This is a genomic window from Okeania sp. SIO2C2, from assembly GCF_010692625.1.
Classification (GTDB): domain Bacteria; phylum Cyanobacteriota; class Cyanobacteriia; order Cyanobacteriales; family Microcoleaceae; genus Okeania; species Okeania hirsuta.
Genome location: NZ_JAAHGM010000022.1, coordinates 8162 through 23258 on the forward strand (window position 1 = coordinate 8162; position 15097 = coordinate 23258).

The 15097-nt window shown below is 37.7% G+C and carries 11 protein-coding genes and 1 pseudogene; 1 reads left to right on the top strand and 11 read right to left on the bottom strand.

Translation table 11 applies throughout. The features are described from left to right. Positions 1-97: 97 nt before the first annotated feature. Positions 98-274, bottom strand: a complete 177-nt coding sequence (locus tag F6K18_RS18750; RefSeq protein ID WP_287522809.1) for a hypothetical protein — start codon at positions 272-274, stop codon at positions 98-100. Positions 275-436: 162 nt separating this feature from the next. Between F6K18_RS18750 and F6K18_RS18755 the strand changes: the two genes are divergently transcribed. Continuing rightward, positions 437-667 (top strand): hypothetical protein, encoded by a 231-nt coding sequence (locus F6K18_RS18755; RefSeq protein WP_287522811.1) that lies wholly within the window; start codon positions 437-439, stop codon positions 665-667. Here the strand turns inward: F6K18_RS18755 and F6K18_RS18760 are convergent. From F6K18_RS18760 to argF, 10 genes and pseudogenes are all read right to left on the bottom strand, one after another. Then, positions 664-1363, bottom strand: a pseudogene (locus tag F6K18_RS18760) (IS1 family transposase). The gene F6K18_RS18755 and the pseudogene F6K18_RS18760 overlap by 4 nt on opposite strands. Positions 1364-2145: 782 nt before the next feature. Then, the gene (locus F6K18_RS18765) at positions 2146-3213 is read right to left on the bottom strand and encodes an RNA-guided endonuclease TnpB family protein (RefSeq protein ID WP_287522813.1); all 1068 of its coding nucleotides are present in this window, start codon (positions 3211-3213) and stop codon (positions 2146-2148) included. 95 nt (positions 3214-3308) lie between these two features. Beyond that, entirely contained in the window at positions 3309-4649 is a 1341-nt protein-coding gene (locus tag F6K18_RS18770) for a GTPase family protein (RefSeq protein WP_287522815.1), read from the bottom strand. Positions 4650-4928: 279 nt separating this feature from the next. Next, positions 4929-7055, bottom strand: coding sequence for a pentapeptide repeat-containing protein (locus tag F6K18_RS18775; protein WP_287522816.1), 2127 nt, complete (start codon positions 7053-7055; stop codon positions 4929-4931). Between the two features lie 1400 nt (positions 7056-8455). Continuing rightward, positions 8456-9742 carry a lipoxygenase family protein gene (locus F6K18_RS18780; protein ID WP_353735110.1) on the bottom strand — a complete coding sequence of 429 codons (1287 nt, stop codon included), beginning with the start codon at positions 9740-9742 and terminating at the stop codon, positions 8456-8458. A 1-nt stretch (position 9743) separates the two neighbouring features. After that, positions 9744-10217, bottom strand: coding sequence for a GNAT family N-acetyltransferase (locus F6K18_RS18785; protein WP_287522817.1), 474 nt, complete (start codon positions 10215-10217; stop codon positions 9744-9746). Between the two features lie 6 nt (positions 10218-10223). Continuing rightward, entirely contained in the window at positions 10224-10406 is a 183-nt protein-coding gene (locus F6K18_RS18790) for a hypothetical protein (RefSeq protein WP_287522818.1), read from the bottom strand. A gap of 227 nt (positions 10407-10633) precedes the next feature. Then, positions 10634-10900: a hypothetical protein gene (locus F6K18_RS18795; protein WP_287522820.1), complete on the bottom strand. Its 267-nt coding sequence runs from the start codon at positions 10898-10900 to the stop codon at positions 10634-10636. Next, a complete protein-coding gene (locus F6K18_RS18800; RefSeq protein ID WP_287522821.1) occupies positions 10881-12692 on the bottom strand; it encodes a sodium:solute symporter family protein in 1812 nt (603 codons plus the stop codon). Before F6K18_RS18800 ends, F6K18_RS18795 begins: the two co-directional genes overlap by 20 nt. Positions 12693-13533: 841 nt before the next feature. After that, a complete protein-coding gene (argF, locus tag F6K18_RS18805) occupies positions 13534-14454 on the bottom strand; it encodes an ornithine carbamoyltransferase (RefSeq protein WP_287522823.1) in 921 nt (306 codons plus the stop codon). Positions 14455-15097: the final 643 nt, after the last annotated feature.

Below are 15097 nucleotides of genomic sequence, written 5' to 3' on the forward strand. Positions count from 1 at the left end.
AGACTTTTCATGGTTGTTTCCTTTTATTATTGAGGCATTTCAATCTCGATCTATTTGGAAGAAGGCTAGATCAAATCCTTGATTTTAGTCTACTCTATTAGTTAAAAATAGGGGAGTAGCCTTTGCCACCGCCAAACTCACCACCAGTAGCGCCGCGAGCAACGAAGCGAACAGCACAGTTGCTATTTTGTTGTTGCCCTTCCATCTGTGCAATTAAATTGCTGATTTGTTCTTTTTGCTCTGGGTTGAGTTGGCTATAGTTAAGACTTTTCATGGTTGTTTCCTTTTATTTGGTTATCTTTAATCACAACGATAATCTTAAAAAAAAACAAAAGCAATAGGAAATTAGAATTTTAATCAAATCTTCATCAAAACTTCATTAAACTAGGCTACATCTTCATCAAATCTTCATCAAACTAGGCTACTTTTCTCGGCGTTGCTGAAGCACGTGTATGATATTAATCCTAATTACTTAGGAGTCAACCCACCCGCGCGCCCCTCCCAGAAGGGGGAGTCAGGAGTCAGGAGGAGAGAGAATTACAAAAAACCTATCCCACTAATAAGACTTTTGGCGTTGCACCATTGCGAGATGATGTGTGATTTCTTCCTAAGAGAAAGGTTTTTAATTGGGAGAGCGATCGCCAAATCAAAGAATCACAGAATTTAACTCAGATTATATGAGAAAGTTTTTGCTATGAGCAAATCATAAATCAGTAGTTTGATTGACAATCTAGGACATCTCCTTTGACGCGCGAGTCACAAAATGTTTTGCGATGTAGTCTAGCTAAATAATCACGTAATCTACTATTTTCTCCCTCTACTCTAGTCATAGATGTTTTACTAATGATTTGGTCTCCATTACTGTTGAAATTTTGGGTAAACTTGATATCCATCTGTTATCCAAAAATAGCAATTCCAATCCTTGATTTTTTCCCATAATTTTTCCAATGTTCCTGCACTTCTATCCCCGATTACATATTCTCAAATCTCAGAGTAATCCTGATCTAAAGCTGTCCAGACCCAGACCTTGTTTTTTTTTACCGATAAATGTTTGTAACTCCAGAGAGTTGACCTACCTGTGGCCTTCTAGAATTTTGATGATCTTCTGGCAACTGATTACCTGCTGGTTTAACGAATACGAATAACTGTATGATGATTGACTTTAGTAATTCGTTCAATAGCTCTAAATCCGTTGCCATTAAGGTACATAGTTAAACATTGCTCTTTAACTTTTTTTGAATAACCCAGTTGAGAATAATATTCAATCTTCTTGGCGACCACAACTGTGACATTGATAATTTTGTTTACCCCTTCTTCGACCATTTTTTCTAATATTATTAGAGTCACATTTTGGACAATTTATCTTCATTATTTGGCTGGTGATCGCGTAAATTCAAATTTTCTACTTAATTAGAAATCATCCCCCAGTGATGCAACGCCAGACTTTTGCTAAAAACTCTAAATATGTTGATAGTTAAAAACGAAAAATCAAGCTTTTCAAACACATTTTACTTAAACAAATAAACTTGTTAAAAATAGTGGGATAGCTTCATCATAATTTGACTATTAATGGGATAGATTCTTATATTATCGGCAATTTATTCCCCCTTCCGGAGCTGTTGCCTGTTGCCTGTTGCCTGCGCACAGCGCTATATTAGACATCTCCTATAATAAAAAATCAAATCAATTATCACACTAGATATATCAATTATTTCCCCTCCCAGGAGGGGGAGGGGTTAGGGGTGGGTTCCCTGCTGCCTACAGCAAAGCTGCCTACTGCCTCTTTTGGAGGAGATGTCTATTAGAATAGAAAGTATTGAGGGACAATGATAATTTTACCATTCCCACACTTTCTTGATACACTACAGGAAGATCCCAAATTTTTGCTCCGTTTCCAGTGTTCCCTCTTGAATTTACACCTACCACCTAAGAACTTGATGAACGCACTACCCGAGCGGGCGTGATACTAAGTGCAATTTCTACTCAACTTTTCATCCGTTCTACTAAACTTACCCAAACTTACCCATGAGGGTTTTGGAGCTAGCTTCCTGTTTTGCTGACGCAATGCTGCGCAAACACAGAAGACCACTGACCGCAGTCTGCAACTTATCTTCTCCACAGGCTTCAAATCGGTGGGAACTCCACCTACTGACTCACATAGTTTTCTAGGTTGACAGCAGCATTCAAGTCTCTGTCAGCAGTAAAACCACAGGCACTACATTCATACGTCCTCACACTCAATGGCATTTTCTGTTTATGCCCACACTGAGAACATATTTGAGAACTTGGATAAAATCTATCTGCGATCACTAGCTGGCTTCCATACCACTCACACTTGTATGATAACTGACGCTTAAACTCATAAAAGCCACAGTCTGCTATGGCACTTGCTAGTTTGTGATTTTTGAGCATTCCACTAACATTCAAATCCTCAATTACTATGGTGCTGTGGTTCTTAGCTAACCATGAAGTGAGTTTATGTAGTGCATCTGCTCTAATATCAGCGACTTTTTTGTGGACTTTAGCTAATTTTTTTACTGCTTTAATTCTGTTTTTGGAGCCAATAACTTTTTTGCTGACTGCACGTTGATGACGAACTAATCGTTTTTTAGCTTGTTTGTAAGCTTTGACGTTAGCGTAGGTTGTTCCATCACTACAAGTTGCTAGAGCGTTTATACCTACATCTACACCAATAATATCTCGTTCTTTAGCAGTAGGAGTTGGTTGATCATCATATTTAAAACTAATGTACCAGTTGTCTGCTTTTTTTGAGATTCTCACATTTTTGACTGGTACAGAAGGTAAGATTTCATAGGTTTTTACTATTCCTATCCTTGGCAGCTTTATATAGTTTCCTTTCAGGATTTTAATGCTTCCTTCTAAATAGAAACTGTCTTTTTTCCCTTTTTTCTTAAAGACCGGAAATCCACGTCCGGGAATAGTTAGAAAGTTTTTAAATGCCCTTTCTAAATCTCTTAATGCTTGTTGAGGGGCACATTTTGATACTTCATAATACCAGGGATTTTCACTTTTAACTTCAGCAATCAAACGTTTATGTAAAGTGATAGCACTAGGCCGTTTCTTGGTTTCCTTGTATTCAGAAATGCAAGTTGCTAATCCCCAATTATAAGCATGACGGGCTACACCTGCGTGTTTAGCAAGTATTGTTTTTTGGTAATTGTTAACTTTTAATTTGGTCTTGATTGATTGCATTTCAATTGATCTGCCACCTTTTTTAATAGTTTAATAAATTAGACATAAATCTAGTATATCACAATAAATATCTAATTATGTATAACTTTGTCTAATTATTTTAATACTGTTGATAGCCCTTTAAATCTATCTTTCGCTGACTCAAACGCTTCCTGCATCACACCTTGAATTTTCTCTGGATCTGGCTTTTTCCCTCCCATCAAATCTCCGAAATAAACACAGGCACTCTCACCTAACGCCCAAGTATATGCAGCAGACCAAGAAGCAGCGATCGCGCTACCAAATCCTGGTATAAATTTCACTAACTCTCGTCCTACTGCTTGAGCAACAAAACCGCCACCAATAACACTAACAACTCCTCCTGCTTGAGATGGGGATATTGTTTGCCCATACAAATTTCCTAATAAACCTACCATGGACACTTGCAACGCTGTTAATACTGGCATTGTCGCAAAAGGTAGAGGTACTGCTGCTGCGGTGGCTGCCATAATAGTAAATGATAAAATATAACGTCGCCCCACATCTCTATAAATATTGCCCAGTTGTTTGCTTGCTTGTTCGTCTAATAATTGATAAATTGTTCGTGCTTCTGCTTCTGGAAGTAATTCTGCTAAACTATCTCGAAAGGCTTCTAAACCATAAAATACAGGATTGTAGTCATCCTCTTCTAGGGTAAAATCGATAAGTACAGAGCGATCGCTCAACTTCCCAAAATCTTCCTGAATAGAAACAAAAGCACGGTTTATTTCTTCATATTCTGGAGGGTATTCGGGATGGTCATCAGTAGGGTTAGGATAAACTTCATGGAGACAAGTTACTGCTAAAAGACAGGGAATATTTGGATATTCTTGTCGCAACTGTTCTGCTATCTGTCGTAATGTATCAGTAGCAAAATCATTTATTTTTACGGTCAAAATCAATATTCTGGCGCGGTTACTTTCTTGCTGTAACTCTCCGAGGAGTTCGTCAATAATAACTGGTGTTTCCTGTTTCACATCTCCCAACCCCACAGTATCAGTGAAAATCAATAAGGGCAAATCGTCGGAAGGATAAGCATAACGTTCGGTATGTTGGGTATGAGGGCGAAATCCTTGACCGACTATTTCTGGAGAAACTCCTGTTAAAGCACGCACGATGGAACTTTTACCTGCTTGGGGTTTACCAATTAATAGTGCTTCAGTGGTGGGAAGTTCTGCGCGTACTTTTGTTAATATTTCGGCTACTTTGGCTTCATCAACGCTAAACCATTCTACTAATGTTTGTGCTGCCCGGTCTACGGGTAACAGTTTCATTACACGGTTGCTGGTATCATGCCAAATTCCACCAATACGATTTTGCCAAGAGTCTGTTTTTGATTCTGTTTTTACATCTTCAGTCGGTTGAGCGGACTGTTCAGAATTAGATGTTGGGGAGTTAGTATCAGGTTGTTCAGTCATTGCAGTTCAGTTATCAGTTATTCAGTAGCTCCAGAAATAGGGAGAGGGAGACAAGAAAATCCGAAATTTCCTTAAAGTCAAGTAGCCAAGGGAATATGATTTCTTTGAAACAAAGTCCCCCTTTTCAAGGGGGATTTAGGGGGATCGTAGGTGTACCTCATCGATTCGATAATTGCTATAAGTAATTTCTGTCTCTTGAAAATTATCATAATGAACTTTTTCACCTAAAATTTCGTGATTTGAACAAATAATCGGGGCAATAAACCCGGTTTCTTCTGATTATTTACTCTTTTGCCAATCTTCTAACGCTGCAATAACAAAACTACTAGCAGGATGATTTAGTAATTGTTCAACAGCAGAAACTCCACCAGCTTTTATCGCACTGAATATTCTTTCTGCTTTAGTTGAATTATTATCAATTTGTGTAATTACTTCTGTAGCAATTTTCATTTTGCCTGCCGTTGTATCTGAGGGGTAAGTTTCATCTAGTTGCTCTAATAATTCTTGAATATCTTTTGCTGCTTGTGCTAAATTTTGTTCCTGAGATTCATAAATTGTACGAGCAATTTTTGAGTCTTTAATTTCTCCTTTACCAGCTAAACCCTGAATTTCTCCTTTACCAGCTAAACCCTGAATTTCTCCTTGGTTGCCAACTCCACCATAATTTTCATGGATATCAATTTTATCTCCACTACTTCCTGACATAATTAAATCTCCTTGATTACTATTTTTTTCTATATTAACACTAGGGCGATTAACTGCTGCACTTAATACACCTTTATACCATTGAATATCTTTTTCTCTCTCTGCCAATACTGCTCGAAGTTGTTCTGCTGAAAGTGCTTTTAACTCATTATAAGTATCGAAATATTCTTTATCTAATACTGCATGGTTAGCTTCAGGTGTAGTGTCAGCTCTAATCAATAATTTGTCATTATTTTCGCCTCGAACCTCCATAGAACGCATTTTTATTTCTGCTTCTGGATGGTCTTTTTGTAGTTTCTCAAATGAATATGCAGCTATTCGGGGGTCTACTCCTTGATTATGATAAAGGTCTAAGGTATTCACTAAAGGTTTGATAAATTCTGCAAACTCCCCTTCTGCAAAAAATTTATCTTCATCGGCAGGTTTTCGGCGCACACGCTCATCTAAACTTTCTTCTGGTGGAAGTTTGAGAAAGTCTGGTCGTTTATCTGGAGGCAGTCGCATATAAACATAATCACATTTGATACCGTCTAGTTTAGTTGTGGTTGTTATCCCCCAGTCTTCAAGAAAAGCTCCGGTTAAAGTTGCTCCTGTGAGGTCAGCTTGGTCTAAAAATGTTCCTACTAATTTAGCACGAGAAAGGTTTGCATCTTGAAGGTTGGCTGAGTTGAGATTCGCTTCTATGAAACTGGCATTAGTTAGATTTGCTCCCTGGAGATTGATTCCTTGAAGACAGTTTAAGCGATCTAAGTTGATGTTTTCTCCTTGACCAGTTTTTACTAATTCTCTGACTTTAGTATCTTGTAGGTAAGTTTCACCAGGTCTTATTTGGTCTAGTTTTATCGTGTTTTTCCAACAAGCATGGGTTATGTTCGCTCCTCTAAAATCTGTACTTTTGAGAGTAGCATTAATGAAATTAGCATTAGTTAAATTTGCATCTCCAAAAGATGTTCCACCTATGGCAGCAAAAGCAATAGCTGTGTTAACAATAAAAACATATTTTTCATCTCCTTCTATTGCTCGATAAACAAGGTAAAAACTGAAAATAGTTTGTGGTAATGCTTCAACTGTGACGAAGTCTCCGGCTTCGATCAAGGGGCCTAAAGATGCATATAAGGCTAAGGCTACAGCTAAGGCTAAGGCTAAGGATTCCGCTACGGCGAAGGCTAGGATAAAGGCTAGGGTTCCGTCGAAGGCTCCACCTAAGGCTAAGGCAAAGGTTCCGGCGAAGACGAAGGCTCCGGTTCCAACGATAAATCCAACCATGGCTGCGGCTACAGCAAAGCCTCCAACTAGGACGAAGGCGTTTTCTATTCCTTGACAAATAAATGCTATCCAGAGTGTAATAATTGGAATTAAGGATACCAAACGATAAATTAGAGTTTCTAAGTTACTTGACTGAAATATTTGCAATATCAAATTTGAAATGAGTAAATTCAAAAAAAGTGATATACCAACTAAAACAAAAGAACTAGCAAGCAAAACTACCACCCAACGTTTCTGTAACCCTGCCTTAGCTCCACAAAACTTAGCCCCCCTTAGATTTGCCCCACGAAAATTAGTACCCCGAATATCAGCAAAACTGAAATCTGCATCAGACAAATCTTTTCCCTTAAAAGACAAACCTCTCAGATTAGCTCCTTTAAAATTTCGTTCACCTTGTTGATATTGTTGCAATATTTCATGTTTACGCCGATTCATATTTTTTATCTATTAAAAAGGATTTAGTAGTAGTAACGCACCGAAATATTTGGGATAGACCGTGCGTTACATTGCATCAACGCACCCTACTTTAATCAGTTATCAGTTATCAGTAGTCCAGGGCTTTGTTGCATGAAAGTATATAGCTATTGCACTTGCTCCGCATATATACAACAATAACGCGCGGAAACTGCTGTAACTATTGGACAATAGATGAATCAAACATCAATTATTGATAAAAAAAGGCTGAAACTTTATACCTGTAAAAGCTTTGAGATTTAATCGGCCAGCTTTAACTATTGGACAATAGTGGGATAGAACATCAATAATCACCAAACACAGCGATGGCTTTCTCAGCAGAGCAATAACTATTGGACAATAGTGGGATAGAACATCAATAAATCACCAAACAAAGCGATGGCTTTCTCAGCAGAGCAATAACTATTGGACAATAGTGAGATAGAACATTAATCATCGTGAAAGACAGCGATCGCTCATCAGCCAGCCTTAACTATTGGACAATAGTGGGATAGAACATTAATCATCGTGAAAGATAGCGAGCGCTCATCACACAGCTTTAACTATTGGACAATAGTGGGATAGAACATTAATCATCGTGAAAGATAGCGAGCGCTCATCACACAGCTTTAACTATTGGACAATAGTGGGATAGAACATTAATCATCGTGAAAGATAGCGAGCGCTCATCACACAGCTTTAACTATTGGACAATAGTGGGATAGAACATTAATCATCGTGAAAGATAGCGAGCGCTCATCACACAGCTTTAACTATTGGACAATAGTGGGATAGAACATTAATCATCGTGAAAGATAGCGAGCGCTCATCAGCCAGCTTTAACTATTGGACAATAGTGGGATAGAACATTAATCATCGTGAAAGATAGCGAGCGCTTTCTCAGCCTGCTTTAACTATTGGACAATAGTGGGATAGAACATTAATAATTGCCAAACACAGCCATCGCTCATCACACAGCTTTAACTATTGGACAATAGTGGGATAGAACATTAATCATCACCAAACACAGCGATCGCTCATCACACAGCTTTAACTATTGGACAATAGTGGGATAGAACATTAATCATCACCAAACACAGCGATCGCTCATCACACAGCTTTAACTATTGGACAATAGTGGGATAGAACATTAATCATCACCAAACACAGCGACATAGCTGCCGCACTTGCTCCGCCTTTTCCTAAAGCGTTTGCGCAGCATTCCGCAGGAAAGAGTAACGCACCGAAATATTTTTGGCATAGACGGCGCGTTACATTTCATTAATGCACGCTTTTAATCAGTTATCAGTTAACTGAAATATCCATCCGTGCATCCGTGGCAAAATCCCTACCTCAACAAAAAGACTTCCACAAAGCAAACCCTAAATATTGATACTTTGAGGAATATTTTCTGGAAGCAGAAACTCATAAGGCATCAAACGCTCAGGACTTTGATTCCTTTCATTAATAATAGTCGTTGCTGCATTCAAATTTTCTTGAAATTTTTTCCAAGCCGCTTGTAACTGCTCATTTTCTGGGAAAACAGATGCACAATAATTACCCAGTTTCGTATAGTGAACTGAACCAAGTAAGTAAAGTGTCTTAATCTGACTTTGAGCTTGACTTAACGACGGTAGTCCCTGTATAAAACTTTCCCGATCTTCAATGCTAGTAGGTGGCATCAGATAACGAGCTAAAGGAAATGCGGGAACATACATCATGTAAGTTTTTTGGGGAAAATTAACTGCCGCGTGTTGCGCACTGGCGGTAAAAATAATCGTAGAGACTGCTTTAACCAAATAATCTCGCGTTTTAATCTGTCCTTGACTATCTTCTCCAAAATTTTGTACTCGTCCTCCGTCTAAGGAAGCTAAGGTAGCTGCCCAATTTTGTAAGTCTCGATCTGCCACAATAGCAGCATCGTCAGCATAGTAAATAGACACATAATCATTAACCCAGGTATGAATAGCATCCCAAATTAATTTGCCGTCATCTCGGTAGGGGTAGATAGGTAAAGTCTCAGAATTATTCACCCCGCGATTGACTAAAGTTTCAGGAAAATCAATGGCATTAAAGTTAAATAAATAACTCTGGGTTCCTTTCCCAGCAATTGATTGATCTGCCCCGATAGTGCTAGCTAAGAGTGAATCTACTGGTCCTCCAGGAGCAACTAAAATGGCGTGGGCACCATAATTAATCAAAACAGTTCCCTCGAAATGGGGAATCAGCAAATTTCTCAAAGGATGATTTTCTGGCAAATTATTGTAGGTCGGAACAATAAAAGGTTCAACCACTAAATGAGTTCGACCTAAATGGGAAATCAATTCGTGATAATTAGAATCTGCCATTTGCACAATATTTTTGGCACTCATCCAAGGTTCCTGTTGATTATCAACATCCAGTGGTGTAAACAACACCCACTCCTTACTAATGGTAGTCTTTTGATAGCTAATAGCTACTGGAAATAAGGAACGAGAAGAAGACCCCTGTGGAGGAACGGCAAATAAGGCAATGGGAGCGGAAATATACTTTTGTTGGGTAAGATTGTCGTTGATGAAATTGCCATTGGGTAAACCATCTAGTAATTTATAATCAGAAGCATAAAGTCGCCCCTCTGCTAAAGCTTTAGATAAAGAATCTGTGACTCCAAATTTGGCGGCGATCGCTATTCTAAATTCTTAAAGATTTTACCATCAACATAGACTCAGACCGAAAACCTAACTTCTGGTAAAGATTAAGAGCGGGTTGGTTAGAGACAAACACTTGCAAACCAATTTGCCGATCGCCCCTAGCTTTTGCCCAATTTTCTGCATGGGTAACTAAAGCTGTACCGATACCAAGTCGTCGATGGGGTGGGGAGACATACAGCAGAAATATATGAGTTACCCGATCTCCCTCTACCTGGTCTATGGCATTCCCCAACCACAGACAACCTATTGGTGAAGTTACAGGTTTATCTATGACCTCAACCCACCAAATAGGAGTTTGAGTTGATAAATAGCGATCGACTGTTTTAGCAAGATGGCTAAAATTTTGCTCTGGGAAAAGTTCTTGATAAGTCCGATGCATAAATTTAACCAGAATTGCTCTGTCTATACCGGAACCCTTACGAAGTTGGTAATTTGGAATTAACTTGCTAACCACTGAACATTACCAGAAATGAACATTGGGTGTGGATAGCATTGCTTCTTCTTGAGGATAACTTAATTCCTCTGTGGGAGCTGGTGCTGCTAGATCCCCTGGTAAAAAGATACGAGCGCTGACTGCTACCATAGCGAGTAAAAATATGACTACAACTATGAATGGAGCAATATATTGACGAAAAATTTGCATGGTTTTTGTATTAAATAGGGAGTAGGGAGTAGGCAGTAGGCAGTAGGGGAAAAGAATTGATAATTTCTGTAAGAGGGAGTAGGCAGTAGGCAGTCATTTCAGTTATCAGTTATCAGTTATCAGTTATCAGTTATCAGTTATCAGTTATCAGTACCTCTAGCTGTTTCGCAACATTCCGTAGGAAAGCAAGAGGCTTGAAATACGGAATTCTATTTTCTCTTGGTCGATTAGATATGGCGAGGAAACCTCACCATCTCTCGACCGCTTTTTATCCCCTTAAAAGGGGAGGCGCCTATACCACGATTTTTCGGTAACTGCGCTTGATCTGTCGCGGAGCGACAAAAACTTTCTCCTCCTCTTCTCTCCTGACTCCTGACTCCTGACTCCTGACTCCTGACTCCTGACTCCTGACTCCTGACTCCTGACTCCTGACTCCTGACTCCTGACTCCTGACTCCTGACTCCTGACTCCTCCCTAGACAAAATCATCATCATCTAATCCTGGTCTTGGCATTGGCAAAATTTTTGATTTATTGAGCTGTCGCAACCAAACCCAACCGAGAACTCCAATAATTAGGAAGATCCAGCCAATGTTTGGCTTGAGCAACAGAAAGCCACCAGTTGCCAAAAGTGCCCCAAATAATAATAGTATAGATGCGAGTACCTTTTGTAAATCTTTACCTAAATCCTGTGCTGGAGATAAACCTGTTTTCATCCTTTGCTGTTTCCAACCAGGGCCACCGGGAAGTGTTCGTCGATAAAATTCGTCTAAAGTTGTATCAGACTCTCGTGGGGTGAGAAACATTGCTGTTACCCAGAGGAATGTTACGGTGGCAGTAATAAACATAATTCGCAAACCAAAGTCTTCAATTTTGAAAGCGGGAACTAAACTTGTTGTCATCCCTACGAAAAAACTAGCGACAATAGCGGTTAATTCTGCTGCTGCATTTACTCGACACCAAAACCAACGTAAAATTAATACTAATCCTGAACCTGTACCGATGGCTATTACTAATCTAAATACTGTGGCTACATCTGTTGCTAAAAATGCTGCAATTCCTCCTAAAACTGTTACTAATAGAGAGGAAAGTCGCCCTACTAAAACTAATTGTGGTTGAGTTGCATCAGGTTTAATAAATCTTCTATATAGATCGTTAGTAATAAAAGAAGCACCCCAGTTAATTGAGGTAGAAACTGTACTCATAAATGCTGCAACTAAAGAGGCAACAACTATACCTAAAATTCCTGGGGAAAGAAAGTCAATCATTAATTTAGGATAACCCAATTCTCGGTCTTCTAAATTAGGGTAAATTACAATGGATGCTAGAGCTACTAAAATCCAAGGCCAAGTTCTAATAACATAGTGCATGATATTAAATAACCAGGCTGCTTTTTCTGCTTCTGTTTCATTTTTCGCTGCTGCAAATCTTTGTACAAATTCTCCACCTCCATCACTTCGTCGCCAAGACCACCATTGAAGGGCAATATAAGCAAAAAATGTACTGGCAGTTATGCCTGCTGTTTTACTAAAATTAATCAAAGCATCGCCATTTTTACCAATAGTTAAAGGTGAAAGGGATAAAATATCTTTGTCTGGCATTACTTCAGGAACTTTTGTTATTAATTCTTGGATGCCACCGACACTATTAACAGCAAAAAAAGCGACAATAATTGCTCCAAATAGTGCTAAGAAAAATTGGAAAAAGTCTGTGGCAACTACTCCCCATAAACCGGATAAACCTGCATAAATTAATACAAATATACTGACACCTATAACACTTAGTAATTTGAGATTATTTTCACTACCATCAATGCCTAAATTTTGCCAAATTTCTAATGCTTCGACAACTTTAACCATGGCTAACATAGCATAACCAATGGCAATACAATTCATAGGAATAGCAAAGATAAAAGCTTTAACTCCCCGGAGAATAGCAGCCATATTTCCACCGTAACGAAGTTCAGTTAATTCTGCATCAGTAATAACTTCAGAACGTCGCCACATTCTGGCAAAAATATAAATCATTATTACATGGGAAATACCAAAAATCCACCATTCCCAATTACCAGCAATTCCTCGGTTAGCTACAACTCCAGTAATATATAGAGGAGTATCTATAGAGAAAGTTGTAGCTGCCATACTCGTGCCAGCTAACCACCAAGGAAGCGATCGCCCAGAAACAAAGAAGTCTGCTAAACTTTTTGAACCTTTGCGAGAAAGATATAGTCCCATCCACATTGTTAAGATGAGGTATATTAAAACAATCAGCCAATCAATTAGTTGCATAAATTTGTGTTTAATTGGGAGTCTGTGTGTGTGTGACTGTTTTTTGAGCACATAGTTTCAAACTTAAGAATATCATGGATTTTATAGATTAATTTACTGTCTATATTATTTATAGCAATCCTAAATAAAAATATTAGAAAAAAAGGAAGGGGTTAGTATCATATAAAAAAATGCTAAAAAGCCAAGCTGAACCTAAATTATATAGCAGAATAAAGAAGGAAAAATCTTGCTTTGTCTGAGTTTTAAGCTTTTTATATGTCCGCGCCCTTTGCTTCTACTGCTATATGAGTAAAAAAAACGCAATTAAGGGAATAATAGATTTATATTATGTGGATGAAAGCGGATTTAGTTTAGTGCTATATTTACTTTAACCACAGCAAAAAAAAGGATCAAAAGTATAAAGTAATATGAGTATAAGGTTAAATATTTTAGAATTTATCAAAAAAAATAATAAATTTAAAAGTTATGTATTTGAAGGTTTTTTTAATAATATAATGATGATAGTCGGCATATAATAATTAAGTAATAACCTCTAAAATTTAACATTATTAGTAATAAATAATGCTTCTTTTTAGCATGTTAAAAAACTCTATAGGTGACAAACAGAATAGAAAAATAAGGATGAATAATATTATTTTTATCTACAGCTTAAAACTCAGACAACGCCAGATTTTTCCTTCTGCCTTTCCTAGGTCATGCTGGGCAAACAGCATAGCTGCTTTCTTCCTTCTTTCTTCTTTCTTCTTTCTTCTTCCTTCTTCCTTCTGCTATATCTTTACATCTGTAAAACTGGTGGGGACTTTCCATGAAAAGTCCCTACTACTTTGCCAGTTGGTAAACTCTAATCACTACCTAAAAGACTTACTAATAAAGCTTTTTGAGCGTGCATCCTGTTTTCTGCTTGATCCCAAACTCGCGATCGCTCTCCTTCTATCACTCCATCAGTAATTTCTTCATCCCGATGAGCTGGTAAACAATGCAACACAATCGCATCATCTGCTGCACTTTCTACCAACTTTTCATTAACCTGATAAGGCTGAAAAATAGGTATTCGACTATTAGCTTCCTCTTCTTGTCCCATACTTGCCCAAACATCAGTATAAAGTACCTGAGCACCCTTAACTGCCACTTGGGGATCTTCAGTAACTATCACTTCACTCTTACCATTAGTAATAGCCTTTGCTTGCTCCACAATTTCCAAATTTGGTAGATAACTTGATGGAGTTGCTATCCTGACATTCATCCCTACCATTGCACAACCTAACAATAAAGAATTTGCCATATTATTACCATCACCAAAATAACTTAAAGTTAATCCATCTAGTTTGCCAAAACATTCTTGAATGGTCAATAAATCAGCCATTACCTGACAAGGATGTTCCCTATCTGTCAGGGCATTAATGACAGGAATTTGAGTATAACTTGCAAAAGTTTCTAAATCTTTTTGCTCAAAAGTCCGAATAGCTAAAATATCTAAATATCGGTCTAAAACTCTAGCAGTATCAGCTAAAGGTTCTCCACGACTAACTTGAGTAACATTAGGATTCAAATCAATAACTTGACCTCCCAATTGATACATTGCCACGGTAAAACTTACCCTAGTTCGTGTCGAAGCTTTAGAAAATAATAACCCCAAGACTTTATTACATTTGAGATTTATTTTACCTGATTTAAGTTTGCTTGCCAGTTGTAAAATTTCTTTTAATTCATCAGAACTCAAGTCTGCTAAACTTAATAAATTTCGTCCTTTTAAACTATCCATAATTTATCACTAATGTCAGGTTACCACTTATATTGTTTCAGTTAACATTGGAATTATTCAAAAAGTTGAAGCAGGTTTCATAACTGGGGTGAAAATTTTTACACCAAATTATTTATATTTCAAACCCGCCATGACAAATTCCAAAGCTACTAGAATTAATACTATTTCTTGATAAGTATAGTTTTACATTTACCAACTATTTAGAGCTAAGACTTTATAATGTCTTTACTCTAGTAAGTTAAAAGTTAATTTGGTTCAATCTATAACAATTTTTCCTCAAGTCCCAAAACAGCCGTCGAAGCATAAAGGCCACAGTCAGAGACCTAATACCAATTTGATAAGTGTTTGTTACAAATAGTATCGGCAAAGAAGAAGTAAGAAGTAATAAACAAATCATAAAAAATTTAAATAGGTAGCTTAAAGGATTGGAGAGGTTCTTTTTAGGCATAATTTTCAGCCTTTTTTTTGTAGCATTCTATTTTTAAATTGGTATAACTAGGTTCATAAATTTTTGACTATTGGTTGAGTCTTGATGTCGCTGCTATTTGTCCTGCTAAAATTTGGCCACTATCTTCAGACCTACTCTGGATGTTAGTCTTTTTCCAGCCACCAGAGGTATACTTCTAAATTTGCTAATGGTTAA